We start from the raw sequence: 17994 nt of genomic DNA on the forward strand, positions 1-17994 counted from the left end.
GATGTCGTTCAATTTAATGAATATTGGTACCAGTGGGATCAGAGCCAGCAGTGAGCTATTGCAAACCACAAGTAAAAATATTTCAAACCTTAATACCAAAGGGTATATCCGTGAACGCACGGAGCATACGACTATGGTTGGCAATCAGGTTGGTCGTGGCGAGACGGTACGTTTGATAAATGAGTTTGCGCAAAAGCAACTTAATAGGGATATTTCGAATAAAACCTATTATGAGCAATTTGTTACTGAGGCTTCTCGTGTAGATACCTTATTTGCTGAAGATTCAAATAGTTTGAATAAAAGTATTAACTCACTGTTTAACAACTTACAAGAAGCGATGAACCAGCCCTCATCTAGGGTTACGCGCAGTTTATTTTTAACGGATGCTGAAAACTTAACTGAGCAGATGGACCGCTTATCAGGCATTGTGTTTGATCAAGGTAATATTGTTAATCAACAACTCGATTTATTTGCCGATGAAGCGAATAATTTAATACAAAAGATCAGTGATTTAAATGGCCAAGTAACGTCGTTAAACACCCCAACGGGCACAAAGGCCTCTAGCTCGGTGCTTAATGAGCGTGACCAAGCAATTAGCGACCTTGCTGAGCTGGTGGATTTAGAGACACTAGATGGCCCCAATGGTGAGAAGTTAGTATTCCTTGGCTCAGGTCAAGCACTTGTAATGGAAAACGGAACATTTAATGCGTTTTCGTTGGCAGGAGACCCTGATCCTAATGTAAGAGAGTTGAAATTAGATGTCCGAGATGGTCAAGCTGTTGCTTTAGACGTTAACTCTAGCACGTTAAAAGGTAAAATCGGTGGGTTGTTAGCGTTTAGAGATGAAATATTACACCCAGCCCAAAATCAATTAGGGCAAATTGGTATTGCATTGGCAGATGCATTTAATGAGCAAAACAAAAAAGGCATGGACTTAGATGGTAATTTAGGGGGGGATTTGTTTACGATCCCCTCTGTGACAGGTTTTCCTTATAGCGCAAACGCAGCTGCGAGTACAGCGGTTGTTACTGCAACTCTTGAAGCAGGTAAGGGAAGTGAAATACCTGCGACTGATTTTAGAGTAACTTATACAAGTGCCACAACGGTTGAGGTTGCAGCTGTAGACAGTAATGGCGATGTTATTGGCACACCGTCGACAGGCACCATTGCATCACCAGGTAATATTGTTTTTACTGGAACGGCACCGATAGAGACTTTTGGATTGGAAGTGTCGATAACTGGTGCTGCGGCCGCGGGTGATAGTTATTTAATAAAGTTAAATTCCACAGCGGCAGGCAATATTGAATTGGCCACTGACAGACCTGAACATTTGGCACTGGCTTCACCTATACGTACAAAAACCGCTGCAGACAATATCAGCAGTGCAAATATCTCTGTGGGCACTGTCTCTAATACTGGCGCTGGGAGTAACTTTACAGCAGCTCCAACACCGAGTTTGACAAACGGTACGATTACGATACAAAAAACGGCAAATACTGACGAATACACCATAACGGATGGTAGTGGAACAGTGACTTTTACTTTGGCACCACCAACAGAGAATATGTTGTTTAACTCGGGCTCGGCGACACTTGGTAGTTACGGGTTTGACTTTGATATAGAGGGTACACCTCAAGAGGGTGATACGTTTACTGTTGAGTTTAATACTGGAGGTTTTGACGATAACCGCAATGGGTTAGAATTAAGTAAATTGCAATCTAGTGAACTGGTTCGTGAAAACGTAATAACCACGACTACTGCTGATAATTTACAAACATTCAATGAAGCGTACGCAGGCCTCGTCACCGATGTAGGGGTTGTCGCCAATCAAGCCAAGACTAATGGCACGGCCTTTGAGGCATTAGCAGCCCAGTCAGAGGCATGGTTTGAATCGATGTCGGGTGTGAATTTAGACGAAGAAGCGGCAAATTTATTACGTTTTCAGCAGTCTTATTCAGCATCGGCACAAATCATTACGACGGCTAGAACAATTTTTGATACATTATTAAGTGCAACGAGGTAATTATGCGTTTATCAAATAACTTAATGCACAAGACAAACTTGAACTCTATCTTGAGCAATCAGCAAGAAGTAAATAAAGCGCAGCAACAGGTTAATACACAGAAGAGGGTTTTAACAGCCTCGGATGATCCATCTGCAACAGCTCGTGCGTTACTTTACACAGACAGAATTCAAACCAATGAGCAATATACCAAAAGCTTAACGATGTTGAATAGCCGACTTAAAACGCAGGAAAGTGTTTTAGATAATATTAAAGAGTCGGTAACCCGAGCACATGTACTCACTATACAAGCGGGCAGTGGCGCCTTATCTAGTGAAGACCGAGCTGGGATATCTGAAGAGATCTCTTCAATTAAGGAAACTGTCCTCGATTTGATGAACGCGAAAACGGAAGATGGGCGATATATATTTTCCGGGTATCAAGATAATACTCAAACCTACTCCTTTAATAGCACAACGAGTCAATATGAGTACAACGGCGACCAAGGGCAGCATAAAATAAAGGTCGCTGAAGGTGTAGAGATTAAATCAAGTGACAATGGTTTTGATACATTTGAAAATGTACCTAAACGTTTAGATATTGATCGGACTACCATTGCACCAGGTACGGCGAGTGTATATGTGAAAGAGCAGGGGCAATTTGATTCTTTCCATAAAGCACAATATAACGCCAGCCCTACTGCACCAGCGAATGCGAATACCATTACGGTTAATTTTACATCACCAACAACCTATGATGTATTGCAGGGTGGGGTTGCACTTAAGTCGGGTACGTATGCTGATGGAACTGCCAATATTGATGGCATGGAAGTTAAACCTAATGGTGCAGCAAGTGTCACATTTAACTTAGAGCAACCAAAAAAGGAAAATGTACTTAACACGTTAAATAAGTTAGAGGCAGCACTTAACGATTCCTCGCTTAGCCAAAATGATTATGAGCAAGTATTAGCAGATTCGCTCGTAGGTTTAACTAATGCTAAAAATCTAGTATCTCAAACTCAGTCCGGCTTAGGTGGACGATTGAATACTGCGCAGAGGATTGTCGATGCCAACGCTGACCTTGATATAAATAACAAAGCAGCAAAAGCAACGCTTGTAGAACTTGATATGGCTGAGGCAATCACTGAGTTAACGAAACATGAAACGGCTTTGCAGGCTGCACAGGCAACTTTTGGCCGCTTAACAAATTTATCGCTATTAGAATATATTAGATAAAGTATTCATCGTCGTAGGGCGTAAGTATCCTCTTTCTTAAGCCCTTATTACTTAACTAATTACATACAACACACTGAAATATAGTGTTTTTAATTTTATTTCTGTAAGTTTTAATCAGTAATACCCTTAAATCTAAAAAGCACTAAACCTTCCGTTTTTCTGTTTGAAATTAGTAGTTTAAATATTTTTCAAAAAAACATTAAAGGATTTTTAGGACCTTCCGATAACTTAAGTAACCAAGCTGGAGTGATAAAAAACATCGAAGGCTTAAAGTTATAAGTTTGAGAGTAAACACTAAGTTTACATCGGGAGAAATATCATGGCACTTTATGTAAATACTAACGTAAGTTCATTGAACGCACAAAGACAGTTAAATAATTCAGGTAATTCACTTGATACCTCTTTTAAGCGTCTATCATCTGGTTTTCGTATCAACAGTGCAGCTGATGATGCCGCGGGTTTACAAATATCAGACCGTTTAACATCACAGATTAATGGTTTGAACCAAGGTAACCGAAACGCAAATGATGGTATCTCATTAGCGCAAACAGCTGAAGGCGCAATGGACGAGGTAACTTCAATGTTTCAACGTGTTCGTACTTTGGCACAGCAAGCATCGAATGGTTCAAACACGGATGAAGACAGATTAGCTATTCAAGAAGAAATAAGATCACTTTCGGAAGAAGTTAACAGAGTTGCAGCAGATACTACATTTGGCGGTCAAAATTTGCTCGATGGTTCATATTCGGCAAACTTTCAGGTGGGTGCAGATGCAGTGCAAACAATCGGCTTTAGTATGCAAGATGTTGGAGGTACTGCAAATACTTTAACTGCTAATAATGGGTTTACACTTTCGGGTATTGCTGGCATTGCAAGTGGTGTTACTGGGAGTAATCTAAGCTCAGTTGCAGGTACTATAAGTACTGTTGTTGGTAATGCGGCAGATGCTGCTTCATTTGCAGGTGTGTTTACTGCTTCGGGTATATCTGTTTCTTCGCAAGCCAATGCTCAGGCTGTTCTGGCAGGTATGGATTCATTGATCGCAGTAGTTGATAAAAAACGTGCTGAGCTGGGTGCGGTACAAAATAGATTTCAATCAACCATTCGAAACCAATCAAATATCTCTGAAAACTTATCTGCTGCAAAATCACGTATTAAAGACACTGACTTTGCACAAGAAACAGCAAGCTTGACCAAGATGCAGATTCTACAACAGGCAAGTCAGACCATTTTGAGTCAGGCTAATCAGCGTCCGCAGGCAGCATTAAGTTTATTAGGTTAAGGGAAAAATAAGGAAATAGGTGTCCGCACTTGATGGGGTATTAGCACGGACACCGAATTGGATAACAAAGCGGAGGAGCTTAAAATCCAATAGCGTTCATTAATTTAACGAACAGGTATTTATAAGCATAAGCTATGCCAATGTTTATGCTAATTTTTTGACAAATACTTTCAAACTTATAAAAGGGCCTTCTTGGCCCTTTTTTTCGCCTTCAAAACACCCTATTTTAACCACATCTAATCGAGTTGTTATACATTATGAATTTAAACTTCTTGGGTTAAAGTTGACAATGGAGGGGGCATAGAGCAGTTGGTATGTCCTCTTTATTTCTTGATTTTCTTTAAGGCCAATTGCCAAGTAAATCCTTTATCTAACCATTTCGTGTTTAGTTCTTTCGAATACCAGCACAGAAGGAACTCTCAAATTATTGTTTTTAAATGAAAGCCAATTCTTTTTTATATTTTCAATACCGTTTTTATAGTTGGCGCACTCTTTGCTTAATATAACGTGATAGATATAAAAAGTAATGTAAATGGCAGTTTTTTGCCCCTACGGCAAATAATTTTGACGATAAAAGTTGCCACTTTGCATAAACAAATGTGGGGCTAGATTGAGATCTGGCTTTGACTTGAAATAGAGAGAATTAGTTATGGCTTTATTTGTAAATACTAACATAAGCTCCTTAAATGCGCAGCGCCAATTAACAAACTCGGGTAATGAGCTTGATACTTCTTTTAAGCGTTTATCGTCAGGTATGAGAATCAATAGTGCTGCTGATGACGCTGCAGGCTTGCAAATTACTGACCGTTTGCAATCACAAATACTTGGTCTTGGGCAAGGAAATAGAAATGCAAATGATGGAATTTCATTAGCGCAAACAGCTGAAGGTGCGATGGATGAAACCACGTCCATGTTCCAACGGATCAGAACATTAGCACAACAAGCAGCTAATGGTTCGAATACAGATGAAGATAGGTTAGCTATTCAAGAAGAAATTCGTCAATTGGCATCAGAAGTAAACCGAGTAGCAAGTGATACAACATTTGGTGGCCAAAACTTATTAGATGGTTCTTACGCTGCTAACTTCCAAGTTGGTGCTGATGCAGTTCAAACAATTGGCTTTAGCATGCAAAACGTCGGTTCTACCGCTAATAGTTTGATTGCCAATGGTGGCTTCACGTTGTCTGGTGTTGCTGGTGTTGCCAGTGGTGTTTCTGGTGCAACTTTGAGTGCGGTTACAGGCACTATAAGTGCTACCGTTGGTGCTTCACCAGATAACACAGCATTTTCAGGTGTATTTACTGCGGGTGGTATTAGTGTTTCGTCACAAGCTAATGCACAAGCTGTATTTGCGGGGATGGATGCGTTGATAGCGGTTGTAGATAAAAAACGTGCGGAGCTGGGTGCGGTTCAAAATCGATTCCAGTCAACGATTCGAAATCAAGCGAATATTTCAGAGAATTTATCAGCTGCGAAATCTCGTATCAAAGATGCTGACTTCGCTTTAGAAACCGCAAAGCTAACTAAAAATCAAATATTACAACAAGCTAGCCAAACAGTATTAAGTCAAGCAAACCAGAGGCCTCAAGCTGCTTTGAGCTTACTGCAAGGGTAATTTAAAAAAGAATATAATTTTTTACAAATTTAGCTAAAGCTTTTGCTTCAGTCACCGATATAAGATTTAGAGAACTATAAATCTAGGACTCTAGTGCGGTATTTCGCAGGGTAGGGGTATCCCGCGGTTTACCATATCAATGATTAAGCGGAGGCTACTATGGCTTTATATGTAAATACAAATGTGAGTTCTTTGAACGCACAAAGGCAATTAAGTAATTCGGCGAATTCGCTGGATACTTCATTTAAACGCTTATCATCGGGCATGCGTATTAATAGCGCTAAAGATGATGCAGCGGGAATGCAGGTTTCAAACCGATTAACAGGTCAGATCAATGGTTTGAATCAAGGTATTAGAAATGCAAACGATGGTATTTCTCTTGCGCAAACAGCAGAAGGTGCCATGGATGAATCAACACAAATGTTTCAGCGTATCAGAACTCTTGCACAACAAGCGTCTAACGGTTCTAACACTGACGAAGATAGATTAGCAATTCAAGAAGAGATCCGTTCTCTTTCTGAGGAAGTAAATCGAGTTGCAGCTGACACTACATTTGGTGGTCAAAATCTACTTGATGGTACATACAATGCCAATTTTCAGGTGGGTGCAGATGCAGTGCAAACAATCGGCTTTAGTATGCAAGATGTTGGAGGCACTGCAAATACTTTAACTGCTAATAATGGGTTTACACTTTCGGGTATTGCTGGCATTGCAAGTGGTGTTACTGGGAGTAATTTAAGCTCAGTTGCAGGTACTATAAGTACTGTTGTTGGCAATGCGGCAGATGCTGCTTCATTTGCAGGTGTGTTTACTGCTTCGGGTATATCTGTTTCTTCGCAAGCCAATGCTCAGGCTGTTCTGGCAGGTATGGATTCATTGATCGCAGTAGTTGATAAAAAGCGTGCCGAGCTGGGGGCGATTCAAAACCGATTCCAATCTACAATTCGTAACCAATCAAACATTGCTGAAAATTTAACTGCTGCACGGTCTCGTATTCAAGATACCGATTTTGCACAGGAAACGGCTAACTTAACTAAGATGCAAATCTTGCAACAAGCTAGTAGCTCAATTTTAAGTCAAGCAAATCAGCGTCCTCAAGTCGCGCTGTCATTGCTTGGGTAAAGTGGAACTTTAGGTATACTTGAAAGTAACTCTTTTAAGTATACCTTATGCTATTATTAAGTTAGGTCTTTGGAGGCATGTTATGAGAGAAGTTGACTCAGGAAGTAGCATAGTCAATATTTTGACTACCTCGTTAGGTTCAGAAAAAATGTCAGGCGGTGTAGATTACTCGCGAGCGGCAGAAAAAGTAGAGAAAGCGAATAACGCTATAGAAGATACAAAAAACAAAGCGCTAGAAGATAAAGAGCTGGGGACATCTCTTCAAGAAAGCTTAGATAGGGTGAATGAATTCTTATCCGTCCAATCAACGAGTCTTAGTTTTGAGTTTGATGAAAAAGGTGATCCCCCAATAATAAAGGTCATTGATCAAGGTAGTGAAGAGGTGATTAGAGAGATCCCTTCAAAAGAATTCAGAGAAGTTGCTAAGGCTTTAGAAGAACTAGCCGATAAATTAGACAATAAAGGTGTTTTGGTTAATGAGACAGCTTAAAAGGTAGCAGGTAGGAGGTGATATATGCCATTAATAACATCAGCTGGCATAGGTTCTGGACTTAATTTAGAAAGTATTATTCAGGCATCTGTGCAAGCAGAAAGTTCGCCTAAGTTAACTTCATTTGGTCGTAAACAAGAATCTTTGAAGGTCGAGTTATCTTCTATAGGTGAAGTTAAATCTGCAGTGTCTAAGCTTAATGATACTATTGAGAAACTGGCCGATGCAGATAATTTTGGTAAACGTGCGGCTACTATTACCCAACCTAGCTCTGGCGATTTGATTAGTGTAACCCCGACAAAAGATATATCTGTCGGTAGTTTTAAAATCGCGGTAAATCAATTGGCACAAGGTAGTCGGTTTATTTCAAACGATACAGAGTTTTCAGCAACTTCAGATGTCGTGACAGCAACTGGTGGAACACTCACATTTTCAGCAGGACCAGATAAAACTTTTGATTTAACATTAAGTGCAGGGGCAACACTTGCAGAATTAAGAGATGAAATTAATGCATCTGATAAAAACTTTGGTGTCACTGCAAATATTGTAAACACAGGGGATCCTGCTGTTGGGTCTAAATTAGTTCTTACTTCTAGCATTACAGGTGCAGGAAATGACTTGTTAGTTACTGCTGATACTTCAGAATTAGATGCAGTGACAACGGCAGGGATGACCTCAACACAGTCAGCATCTAACGCAATAATCACAATTGATGGTTTGCAAGTAACCAGTGAAACAAATACTTTCAAAGATGCTGTGCAAGATATGACCATTAAAGCTTTGAAAACTAGTGAGCAGGACGACTCTGGAGCTGATGAAATTGCAAAATTATCAATTGATTATGACAAAGATTCTATTTCAACTTTAGTAGACGAGTTAATTGCTGATTATAATAATTTAGTAGGTATGATTGGACTTCAAACACGAATAGGCAAGCCACTAAATGGCGATTCAGCGATGAGAGGGCTCAGTGACCAATTAGTAAACTCGATTAGTAACCCCTTAGTTGATGCTGGGCCATTTGAATCAATTTTTGATATGGGATTGACAATTGACAAAGAGGGGTATTTAAAAAAATCTTCATTAGTACGTAGTTTAAATGATGCAATGGATACTAATTTTGATGATATTGGCAAGGCTTTTGCAGGAAATGATGGTGTCGCGAAGAAAATGGAAACCTTATTAGGCAACTATATTGATTCAGACGGTTTGTTGAAAGAGAGAGAGACAACCTTAAATGGTCAACTGAGTGACTTAGATGATGACATAGCAAATCACGCTGAAAGAATGAAGTCTTTTGAAGCTGGTTTGAGACAGAAATATGCAGGTTTAGATGTATTGCTTGCCAACATGAAGCAAACTCAAACATATTTAGGTGCTCAGCTCGCTAATCTACCAGGCTTTACAAAGTCAAAATAATGTTGAGGTTAAATTATGTACAATGCTAAAGTTAAAAATTACCAAAAAGAAGCTTTAAAAACCCGAGTCGCAGGGGCTGATAGATATGAAATAATTCAGATGTTGATGGCTGGCGCAATTGAAAAAATGGTGTTTGCTAAGGTTGCCATAGAAAAAAGAAATTTAGAAGCCAAATCAGAGCATTTATCAAAAGCGTCAGCAATTTTAGAAGCTTTAAGAGGCTGTTTAGATTTTGAAGTAGGGGGGGAAGTAACTGAAAACCTTTACGCACTTTACTCGTATATGATTGAAAAGCTTTTAGACGCCAGTGTCAAAAATGATTCAAGCTACATAGATGAAGTTACTGGTCTTTTAAAGGAAATTAAATCTGCTTGGGACGCGATCCCATTTGATGTTAGACAAGCGACGCTAAACGCCAGTGATTCTCATGCAGGATAATTACCAATATTTTTTATTGAAAGTAAAGAGTATAAATGAGCTTTTAGAATTGGACGAAATCGATGGTGCAATTGAAAAAGCTGATGAGCTTTTTGAAAAAGTATGTACTATTAAAAGCGTTTCAGACTTAACTGTAGAAGAGACAAAAAGTCTAGTTGATTTTTATCAAATGTTAGAAGCAACAGTAAGCCAAATCGAAATTAAAAAGCGTAACATAATTGAATCCCTTAGAGGTTCAAATGCCGGCCAAAAGGCCATTAATTTTTATAAGTCAATATGAATAATCAGCGATATGAGCAAAGTATGGTCGAGTCTAAAGACGTAGAAAACCAACTGAAACAGATTGAAAAAATTTTGCAAGCTTCAGTAGAGAAAAGTGTTTTAGAAGAAAAATTTATCGAAGAGGCAAATGATCAATTTGAAATAAATTTGGTTGCGTTAAAAAAATACTTCCCCGAAATTTATGATAAATATATTAACTTTTCGCCAAAAGAACAATTTAACCTTTTCCTGAATGATAATGGTTCTCCTAACTTAGTCGATTATGACACAAACTGCCCCATTTATTCTGCAGATCCTATATCTCAGGTAAAAGATCAGGTAGAAAACGCGATAAAAAGTCCTGTATTTTCAAAAGTAAGTTACCACTACCTTGAAAAGTTAGATAACCAATACGACTTCATTCACGTGGATTTAATTAAGTCTGCAGGAAAGGTATACAATAAAGCACGCAACAGTCTTGAGGTGAATACCGAGTTAAAAGGAAAAGTGCCAAGTTCAGTGATTTTTGGTGTTGGTTTAGGGTATCATTTAAATGCTGTTTTAGATGCTGTGCCAAGTGAATATATAAACCTATTTGAACCTGAAGAAGATTATTTTTTTGCGAGTTTGTTTACTTTTGATTGGGCTAGTTACTTAAAAAAAATTGATGATAAAGGCCTCTCATTATATCTCAGCATAGGTGTAGATGAAGAGGGCGTTTATCAAGATTTATATAGCAGGGCACAAGAGCAAGGCCCATTTACCATTTCAAATTCATGGTTCTTCCAGCATTATCCATCACTTTCAATAAATAATTTAATATTGAAGTTAAAGGATAATTTCCACGAATTTTTTATGGGGTGGGGGTTTATTGACGATGCATTTATGAGTTTGGCTCATAGCTGTGAAAATGTAAAACGCCAGCTACCCATGTTTCGCGCTCATTACGATGTAGAGAATCACTTTAAAGACTTTCCTGTTTTTATTGTCGCTAATGGGCCATCTCTTGATAATGATATTGAATTTATTAAAAAGTTTAGAGACGATGTCATCGTTGTGTCATGTAACTCAGCGAGTACGGCATTAATAAAAAATGGGATTATTCCTGATTTTCATGCTGCATTAGAACGATCTAGAGCAACCTACGATTTCTTAAAGGCATTTCTGCCAGAAGATGCTAGAAAACAAATGTCTTTATTGACAGTGAATGTCATGCATCAGGATGTGGCAAGTTTATTTTCGTGGGCTGGCGCGGCACTGAAAGGTCGAGAAGCGGGAACTAGTTTACATCAAGTTGCTGAAATGTTTAGTCGAAAAAAATCAAGTATGACGCTTCCATTTTGTAACCCTCTAGTTGGCAATATGGCGTTGAGTTATGTCGTTTCTTTAGGTTTTAAGAATATTTATATGTTCGGTGTAGACAGTGGCTATGTTGATCCGGCGCATCATCACTCTAAATCAAGTATGTATTATAACTCTGAAGGTGACACTGTATATCAGCCATTGCAAATAGGCTCACAATTAAGGGTTCCAGGTAACTTTGGCAAAGAAGTTATTGCTGATCATTTTCTTTACTCAGGAAAAGTTCAAATGGAGCGGGTACTGCGAACAGCGCGTGCGCAAGGCGTAAGTTGTTTTAATTGTAGCGACGGTTCATTTATAGACGGTACAACGCCTTTGCGCTCTGATGATATTATATTGCCAAGTAACACCCGACGAAGAGAAAATGTAATTGATTATGTCAAATCAGAGTTATTTTACACACCAGACAAGGACTTTGATTTAGAAAAGTATTTAGATTTTGAAAGCTTTGAAAAGTTATGCTCAACAATGATTGAGATCTTATCTGAGCCGGTATCGGTCAGAAGCGAAGCTTTCGAGCAAGTTATGAAACAAATTCGACTATTAATGTCACTTAAAGAAACTCAGTTTAGCCATCACTTTATGGTGCTAGAAGGTGAAGCTTTATATTTAAACTCAATAATAATCAATATGTTATTTAACTATGGGGATGATGAATCGATTATGCCTTTTTACCAAGAATTGAAAGGTGTGTGGTGTGACTTTTTAGAGGACGCGCCAAGTTTATATAGGAAAAATTGGAATAAAGCCAGCGATCATGTATTTGAAGTTTAATTCATAGGACTATGTGTCATGCATAAGCAGAAAGTAGTGATTGTTGGAGGAGGGATTTCAGGTTTATTTGCAGCTAATAAATTGGCTGCATATGACCAGTTTGACATTACATTGATTGAGTCAAGTGACCGGTGTGGAGGCCTGCTAAATGCTTACCGTTCGGAGCAGGGAGTACTGTATGATCAAGGTACACACTTAGCTTCAAAAACAGGGATCGCACATATTGATAAGATTCTTTTCGGCGAGGGTAAACTAGCGAAGCACTGGCATGAGTTTTCATATCTAAACTCAGGAAACTACTTTTCCGGGCAATGGAATTTAAAGACGCAAGTTGTTGATATTAGAGCACTACCTACGGAGTGTTATCAGAAATGTGTTGGGGAGCTGTTAACGTCAGTCAGTGATATGACAACAGAAGATTATAGTACATTTATTCGTTCTCATGTTGGGAGTTACTTGTCTGACAAACTGTTTACTCCATCTGTCAAAAAGTTATATGGTGATGAGGTTGACTTTACTCATTTGAAACCAAAAGTGGGTTATTTTGGTTTAAACCGTGTCGTAGCGTTTGATGATGAAACATCTGAAGTATTAAAAAGCATTCCTAAATATGATGAAAAGTTGGCATTCTCGTCTAGTAAATACTTTGCCGAAAAAACGAATATCACAGAGTCATATTTATATCCAAAAAGTGAATTAGGAATACAGTTTTGGACTGATAGCTTACTTAATCGCGCAGTCAATAAAGGAGTTAAGGTTAAGACGTCCTCTCAAATAACTCATTTGAATGCACAGCAAGCTAATGTGACGAAAGTGGAGCTAAAAGGCGGGGAAAGCCTTGATTGCGAATATGTTATTTGGACTGCGCCACCATTTTTGGCCTTAAGGCTTGCAAATATAGCGTTTACGTCAGCGTACCGGCCTGTACTTAGGACCGCTAATCTTTTCCATTTTTCGTTTAACAGACCTGTTTTAAATTCTCAAAATCACTATGTGTGGAATTGGGATGAGTCGTTCAAATCATTTAGAATTACATTGTATGACAATATTGCTGGTAGGGCTGAGAAAGGTAGCCGGTTAACTCTTGAAATATTATCCAATGAGGAACAAAGTGAATTGCTGTGTTATGAGCATGCGCTCGAGGAGTTAAAAGAGTTAGGGTTAATAGACAATAGACATATTGTAATCGATCAAGCAAGACAGACAATTCCTAATACTTTCCCGGTTCCAACTAAGCAGTTAGATAATGCAGTTAAAGAGGTGGGTGAGTTGTTAAGACTTTCTCTCAAAAATGTTATTTTTGCTGGTCGGCATAGTTCAACTGCGTGGTTACAAACTGATGTGATTAAGTCGATAGACAAACAAATTGAAGAAATTTTTTTTAACGGAGTGATTATGGGTTTTTCAAAAGAGTGGGATGAGCTATACAGAAACAATCGTCATATGTCGATTTGGCCGTGGAGTCAGCTTGTTAGTTTATGTTTGCGGCACACCCCATTAGCTTCGTGTGATGGAGAGTTTAGAGTATTAGAAGTAGGGTGTGGGGCGGGTGCAAATCTTCCTTTCTTTCAAACTTATACTGATAAAGTTTCGGCTTTAGATGGTAGTGAACATATTGTTACACTTTTGAAAAATAGGTTTTCTGAGTTTGCTGATAATATCAAAGTAGCTGATTTCACAAAACTAATTCCATTTGAGAGTAAATTTAACTTAATTGTTGATAGAGGTGCATCTGTACATAATGATACAGCTTCTATCGAAGCGTATTTAGACTTGGCATATAAACAATTAGAAGAAGGCGGTCACTTAATTATCACTGATTGGTTTAGTACCAAGCATGGCTATTTTGAACTGGGTATACCGCAAGAGAAAGATAGTTATACGCGCTCAGGCTATGATTCAGGTCCATTTTCAGGGGTCGGCAATGTTCACTTTTTTGATAGAGAACTTATTGTAAACTTGACTCAGAAATTCGGTCTTGTTCATTTAGAACACTCGATCACTCATGTAGATGGTATTGAGCAACAAGGAGCAGCTTGGAGCTTAGTTCTTCAAAAGTAAGTTGATGATAGATACCGCACGTTTTTTCCTGAAAGAGTTACAGAAACAACATGCTACACGGCAGTATTTGTCATGGCTAAGAGGTGATGCTAGTCATTACCTTACCAATATTCAGACTGATTTAAAAAGTCTAGAAGAGTATATTCATAAATCGCTCTCAGATACTAATATTCTACTGTTAGGGATTTTTGTTAAAAAGTCGAATTTACATATTGGAAATGTAAAGTTTGAGTTTTTAGATCATGATAGAAAAATAGTTGAAATGGGAATTTTGATTGGCGAGCCAGCATTTCATGGTGTTGGCGTCGCAGGTGAAGTTATCAAAGCATTTTCAGAGTATACGATAAGAAAATACGGCACTAATTTAATGGTCCTAGGGGTCAGTAAACATAACAAGAATGCAATTTCGGCTTATAAAAAGCTAGGATTTAAACCTGAAAGCCGACCATTATCGAGTATCAATAGTAAAGATGGAATACTCATGTCTTGGAGTATGATAAGTGAATAACAAAACAGTACCTTTTACTGCATTGGGATTGGAAATGCACCAATGGGCAAAAGAACTCTTTCCAATTTGCCGAAGTTTGACGGGTGATGGAGTAAGAGAAACATTATCTTACATTCAGAAGTTTGTTCCTGAGTTAGAAGTCCATTCAGTACCATCGGGTTCTATGGTGTTTGACTGGCAGGTTCCACAAGAGTGGAAGATTAGCGAAGCCTATATTTTAGCACCTGACGGTACCAAAATTATAGATTACAAAGATCATAATTTACATGTGTTAAATTATTCAACTGCAGTTAATGAGATAATGCCTCTTAAAGAGTTACAACAGCACCTTTATTCTTTACCAGAACAGCCAGATGCAATTCCTTATGTTACTTCTTACTATGCGCCACGTTGGGGGTTTTGTTTAACGCAAAATCAACGTGATAGTTTAAAATCAGGCAATTATAAAGTAGTGATAGATTCTGAACACTTTGATGGTGAATTAAACTATGGCGAATATTATCTCCCTGGTGAAAGTGACGAAGAGGTACTTATCTCGACTTATATCTGTCATCCATCGATGGCTAATAATGAACTTTCAGGGCCAGTTGTTACTATGGCATTAATTCAACAGTTGCAGCAGTGGAAAGGCAGAAAGTATAGCTATAGATTTGTTTTTGTGCCGGAAACAATTGGTGCAATTGCATTTTTATCACAGCGTTTGAAAGAAATTAAACATAGAATTATTGCGGGGTATGTGCTGACCTGTATCGGTGATGAACGGAATCACTCATATTTACAATCGCGGATGGAAAACACCCTTTCCGACCGGGCCGCAATGCATATGTTTGATTATTTCGCTCCTAATTACTGTTTGTATGATTATTTATCTCGAGGGAGTGACGAGAGGCAGTATTGTGCCCCTGGGGTAGACTTACCAATTGGTTCTATCATGCGAACTCGTTATGGCGACTATCCAGAATACCATACCTCTTTAGATGATTTAAATCTTGTTACGGCGAGTGGTTTAAGCGGTGGGTTAGAGTCAGTATATAAGGCAATTCAACTTATTGAAGCAAATGCATATTATTGTGTAACTGTTTTATGTGAACCTCAGTTGGGTAAAAGGGGATTGTACCCCACGTTGAGTAGTATGTCGCTGGATTATACCGATGTTAGAACATTAACGAACTTTATTACTTACTGTGATGGCAAACATGATCTAATTGCTATTGCTGAAAAAATTAAGGTGAATGCCCTAGAGTTATTACCGACCCTAAATCGACTGTTGAAGGAAGGGTTATTGGTGAAAGTAGAAGAAAATAATGTCGAAATTGAATAATTACAAAGTAGTAGCTACACAAATTGATGGGGATTGGGATATATTGGTAGAGTCATCAAGTAGCGCTACTCCATTTGCTTTATCAAGCTTTGTTAATGCATTACATGGAAACTTTAGAGCGTTCTTATGTAAGAAAGGTGATGAGATTGTTGCTGGTTGTTTGGTTGTATTAGATGATACTGAACACAATGTGGTAGGGCATGATCTAGTTGTACATGATGGGATATTTTTTCGGGAATTTGAGAAACTAAATCGAGCCCAAAAAAATTCCGAGCAGTTTAAGGCGCTACAATGTATCGCTGAATTTCTCGCTGAAGAATATAGTCACATAGATCTTACCCTTGCACCAATGCTGACGGATGTAAGGGCTTTTCAATGGGTGCATTATCATGATAATAAGCCTATGTATCAGGAATCCATTCGATATACTAGTTTTGTGGACATTAGAGAGTTTTTAGACAAAAAGCCGTTAGAAGACTTTACTTTATATCAGGACGCATCAGTTTCGAGGCGTCAGGAAATAAGATATGGTTACCGCAAAGGGGTGAAAGTATTTGATAGTAATGATTTTGAAAGATTTCTTTTTTTATATAAACATACGTTTGAACGGCAAAATATTGAACTGGAAAATGATTTATTGACTCAAATGTCAAAGCTATTGGTCAGTTTGTATAATGATAATCGTATACTTATGATATCCGCTGCTACAACGAATGATGAAGTGGGTAGTATGGCAGTGTTTTTGATGATGGCTGATAAAGCGTACTATTTGTTTGGAGCAAATGACTATGCGCTTAGAAATGCGCATACAGGGACTGCGGTATTGTGGCAAGCCTTTCCTTTTCTTGCAAAAAAAGGCATAGTAAGCTTAGACTTAGAAGGTGTTAATAGCCCTGACAGAGGATGGTTTAAAATGAGTTTTGGCGCAACAATTCAGCCATACATTAATCTGACTTACCGAGCTGACAAAGACTAGTCATCAGCTTATGAATGGATTCAACGGAATTATTTTGTGTCGTCATTTTTACCGTGTACCGATTAAATCGCATTGCTTCTAAATTTTTGATTACGTTGTGCAATTGAAAAGTATATCGAACAGACCTAAGCAACCCTATTTGTTCTAGGTAAAAAGGGCTTTCTTTATGATTACCAATTTGAATACTGAGGATTGGCTTATTTTGAAGGCTTGCTTCCAATAACATAGTTGACGACATTCCGAGAACTATATCTGCGCTTTGAATTGATTCTTGGACAGATCTTTTTGAGCACAAACTAGCAAAATGATAGCTTTTAATGAGCCTATTATATCTTCGCTGCGATTCTCTAGGATGTGGTCGAATGATCACTGAAAAGTGTTGCTGCTTTGCTTGCTTTGTAATTGATTGGCATAATGTTTTAATAATTGTTTGTTCCGTATAGCCATGGATTTTCTTACCTAATTTATGGCCATATACAGCTGTAATCGGCTCTGAGGCAAACAATATTGTTATTGCTTTTTTCTTTTGGGTTTTGTTTTTTACCGGCTTGCTCTTAAGGCTTTCATAATATGGTGAACCTAATGGGTGGATAATGTTTTCTGGTAGCCCCTCCTTTACCATTTGTAATTTTGCAGAACAATCCATGGTAACGATAGCTGTAGGAAGTATAAAGTCGTCAGTGGTGTAAGCCATGCATCCTTGATACGTTTCGTGTTGCTTTAAAAACCTTAATGCGTAGTTCATCCACTGATCTAAAATAGCGATGCTGGGAATTCCAAAATCTTTACATGCGCGCCAAAGGCTCCGGTTTGAATAGTCACGACCGGTTGTGTCGGTGAACACGACATTAGGCTTAATTGTCGCTAACAATTGCAGATAGGTTGTTTTAGAGTATTGGTCATGCTTGTTTGATAACAAGGTCACATTGATTTGAGGGAAGTTATGTTTTAAATGAGAACAAGCAGCTTCCTTTGCAAAGCAAACAATGTTGGCCGTTTTAGAAAGTTCGTGTGCCAAGATGCCAATGGAATTTGCACCACCTGGATCTATAGAAAAAAGCAAAATAGTATGTTGATGACTCATAGTTTAATAAAGTGGTTTTTTATCAATTTATTGTGAGCGATAAG

Annotated in this window: 15 protein-coding genes; 14 read left to right on the forward strand and 1 reads right to left on the reverse strand. The window is 38.4% G+C overall.

The genetic code is table 11. The annotated features are described in order from the left end of the window. Position 1: 1 nt before the first annotated feature. The 14 genes from flgK (at position 2) to CWC18_RS08465 (ending at position 16866) form a co-directional block, all read left to right on the forward strand. Positions 2 to 2023, forward strand: coding sequence for a flagellar hook-associated protein FlgK (flgK, locus tag CWC18_RS08400; protein ID WP_138675064.1), 2022 nt, complete (start codon positions 2 to 4; stop codon positions 2021 to 2023). Between the two features lie 2 nt (positions 2024 to 2025). Continuing rightward, positions 2026 to 3237: a flagellar hook-associated protein FlgL gene (gene flgL, locus CWC18_RS08405; RefSeq protein WP_138675065.1), complete on the forward strand. Its 1212-nt coding sequence runs from the start codon at positions 2026 to 2028 to the stop codon at positions 3235 to 3237. A gap of 319 nt (positions 3238 to 3556) precedes the next feature. After that, entirely contained in the window at positions 3557 to 4519 is a 963-nt protein-coding gene (locus tag CWC18_RS08410) for a flagellin (protein WP_138675066.1), read from the forward strand. Between the two features lie 649 nt (positions 4520 to 5168). After that, on the forward strand, positions 5169 to 6134 hold the full coding sequence (locus tag CWC18_RS08415; protein WP_138675067.1) for a flagellin: 966 nt from the start codon (positions 5169 to 5171) through the stop codon (positions 6132 to 6134). A gap of 159 nt (positions 6135 to 6293) precedes the next feature. Further along, a complete protein-coding gene (locus CWC18_RS08420; RefSeq protein ID WP_138675068.1) occupies positions 6294 to 7256 on the forward strand; it encodes a flagellin in 963 nt (320 codons plus the stop codon). Positions 7257 to 7338: 82 nt separating this feature from the next. Continuing rightward, positions 7339 to 7746 carry a flagellar protein FlaG gene (locus CWC18_RS08425; RefSeq protein WP_138675069.1) on the forward strand — a complete coding sequence of 136 codons (408 nt, stop codon included), beginning with the start codon at positions 7339 to 7341 and terminating at the stop codon, positions 7744 to 7746. Between the two features lie 24 nt (positions 7747 to 7770). After that, the gene (gene fliD, locus CWC18_RS08430; RefSeq protein ID WP_138675070.1) at positions 7771 to 9165 is read left to right on the forward strand and encodes a flagellar filament capping protein FliD; all 1395 of its coding nucleotides are present in this window, start codon (positions 7771 to 7773) and stop codon (positions 9163 to 9165) included. Positions 9166 to 9180: 15 nt separating this feature from the next. Continuing rightward, positions 9181 to 9603 (forward strand): flagellar export chaperone FliS, encoded by a 423-nt coding sequence (gene fliS, locus CWC18_RS08435; RefSeq protein WP_138675071.1) that lies wholly within the window; start codon positions 9181 to 9183, stop codon positions 9601 to 9603. After that, positions 9593 to 9883, forward strand: a complete 291-nt coding sequence (locus CWC18_RS08440) for a hypothetical protein (RefSeq protein WP_138675072.1) — start codon at positions 9593 to 9595, stop codon at positions 9881 to 9883. The genes fliS and CWC18_RS08440 overlap by 11 nt, the downstream gene beginning before the upstream one ends. Further along, entirely contained in the window at positions 9880 to 12000 is a 2121-nt protein-coding gene (locus tag CWC18_RS08445) for a motility associated factor glycosyltransferase family protein (protein ID WP_249348217.1), read from the forward strand. Before CWC18_RS08440 ends, CWC18_RS08445 begins: the two co-directional genes overlap by 4 nt. An 18-nt stretch (positions 12001 to 12018) precedes the next feature. After that, the gene (locus tag CWC18_RS08450; RefSeq protein ID WP_138675073.1) at positions 12019 to 14061 is read left to right on the forward strand and encodes an FAD-dependent oxidoreductase; all 2043 of its coding nucleotides are present in this window, start codon (positions 12019 to 12021) and stop codon (positions 14059 to 14061) included. Positions 14062 to 14065: 4 nt separating this feature from the next. Beyond that, positions 14066 to 14569, forward strand: a complete 504-nt coding sequence (locus CWC18_RS08455; RefSeq protein ID WP_138675074.1) for a GNAT family N-acetyltransferase — start codon at positions 14066 to 14068, stop codon at positions 14567 to 14569. Continuing rightward, on the forward strand, positions 14562 to 15890 hold the full coding sequence (locus CWC18_RS08460) for a DUF4910 domain-containing protein (RefSeq protein WP_212747719.1): 1329 nt from the start codon (positions 14562 to 14564) through the stop codon (positions 15888 to 15890). Before CWC18_RS08455 ends, CWC18_RS08460 begins: the two co-directional genes overlap by 8 nt. After that, entirely contained in the window at positions 15874 to 16866 is a 993-nt protein-coding gene (locus CWC18_RS08465) for a GNAT family N-acetyltransferase (RefSeq protein WP_138675075.1), read from the forward strand. The genes CWC18_RS08460 and CWC18_RS08465 overlap by 17 nt, the downstream gene beginning before the upstream one ends. On the opposite strand, the gene CWC18_RS08470 is transcribed toward CWC18_RS08465, so the two are convergent. Then, positions 16835 to 17950 carry a hypothetical protein gene (locus CWC18_RS08470; protein ID WP_138675076.1) on the reverse strand — a complete coding sequence of 372 codons (1116 nt, stop codon included), beginning with the start codon at positions 17948 to 17950 and terminating at the stop codon, positions 16835 to 16837. The genes CWC18_RS08465 and CWC18_RS08470 overlap by 32 nt on opposite strands. Positions 17951 to 17994: the final 44 nt, after the last annotated feature.

The organism is Pseudoalteromonas aurantia (assembly GCF_005886875.1).
GTDB classification, from domain to species: domain Bacteria; phylum Pseudomonadota; class Gammaproteobacteria; order Enterobacterales; family Alteromonadaceae; genus Pseudoalteromonas; species Pseudoalteromonas aurantia_A.

What these genes read in the sequence shown, in the direction of transcription:
- flgK (WP_138675064.1), top strand. Translation starts at nt 2, where the DNA reads ATGTCGTTCAATTTAATGAATATTGGTACCAGTGGGATCAGAGCCAGC.
- CWC18_RS08440 (WP_138675072.1), top strand. Translation starts at nt 9,593, where the DNA reads ATGCAGGATAATTACCAATATTTTTTATTGAAAGTAAAGAGTATAAAT.
- CWC18_RS08450 (WP_138675073.1), top strand. Translation starts at nt 12,019, where the DNA reads ATGCATAAGCAGAAAGTAGTGATTGTTGGAGGAGGGATTTCAGGTTTA.
- CWC18_RS08425 (WP_138675069.1), top strand. Translation starts at nt 7,339, where the DNA reads ATGAGAGAAGTTGACTCAGGAAGTAGCATAGTCAATATTTTGACTACC.
- CWC18_RS08420 (WP_138675068.1), top strand. Translation starts at nt 6,294, where the DNA reads ATGGCTTTATATGTAAATACAAATGTGAGTTCTTTGAACGCACAAAGG.
- CWC18_RS08455 (WP_138675074.1), top strand. Translation starts at nt 14,066, where the DNA reads ATGATAGATACCGCACGTTTTTTCCTGAAAGAGTTACAGAAACAACAT.
- CWC18_RS08470 (WP_138675076.1), bottom strand. Translation starts at nt 17,950, where the DNA reads ATGAGTCATCAACATACTATTTTGCTTTTTTCTATAGATCCAGGTGGT.
- CWC18_RS08445 (WP_249348217.1), top strand. Translation starts at nt 9,880, where the DNA reads ATGAATAATCAGCGATATGAGCAAAGTATGGTCGAGTCTAAAGACGTA.
- fliS (WP_138675071.1), top strand. Translation starts at nt 9,181, where the DNA reads ATGTACAATGCTAAAGTTAAAAATTACCAAAAAGAAGCTTTAAAAACC.
- CWC18_RS08465 (WP_138675075.1), top strand. Translation starts at nt 15,874, where the DNA reads ATGTCGAAATTGAATAATTACAAAGTAGTAGCTACACAAATTGATGGG.
- CWC18_RS08415 (WP_138675067.1), top strand. Translation starts at nt 5,169, where the DNA reads ATGGCTTTATTTGTAAATACTAACATAAGCTCCTTAAATGCGCAGCGC.
- flgL (WP_138675065.1), top strand. Translation starts at nt 2,026, where the DNA reads ATGCGTTTATCAAATAACTTAATGCACAAGACAAACTTGAACTCTATC.
- fliD (WP_138675070.1), top strand. Translation starts at nt 7,771, where the DNA reads ATGCCATTAATAACATCAGCTGGCATAGGTTCTGGACTTAATTTAGAA.
- CWC18_RS08410 (WP_138675066.1), top strand. Translation starts at nt 3,557, where the DNA reads ATGGCACTTTATGTAAATACTAACGTAAGTTCATTGAACGCACAAAGA.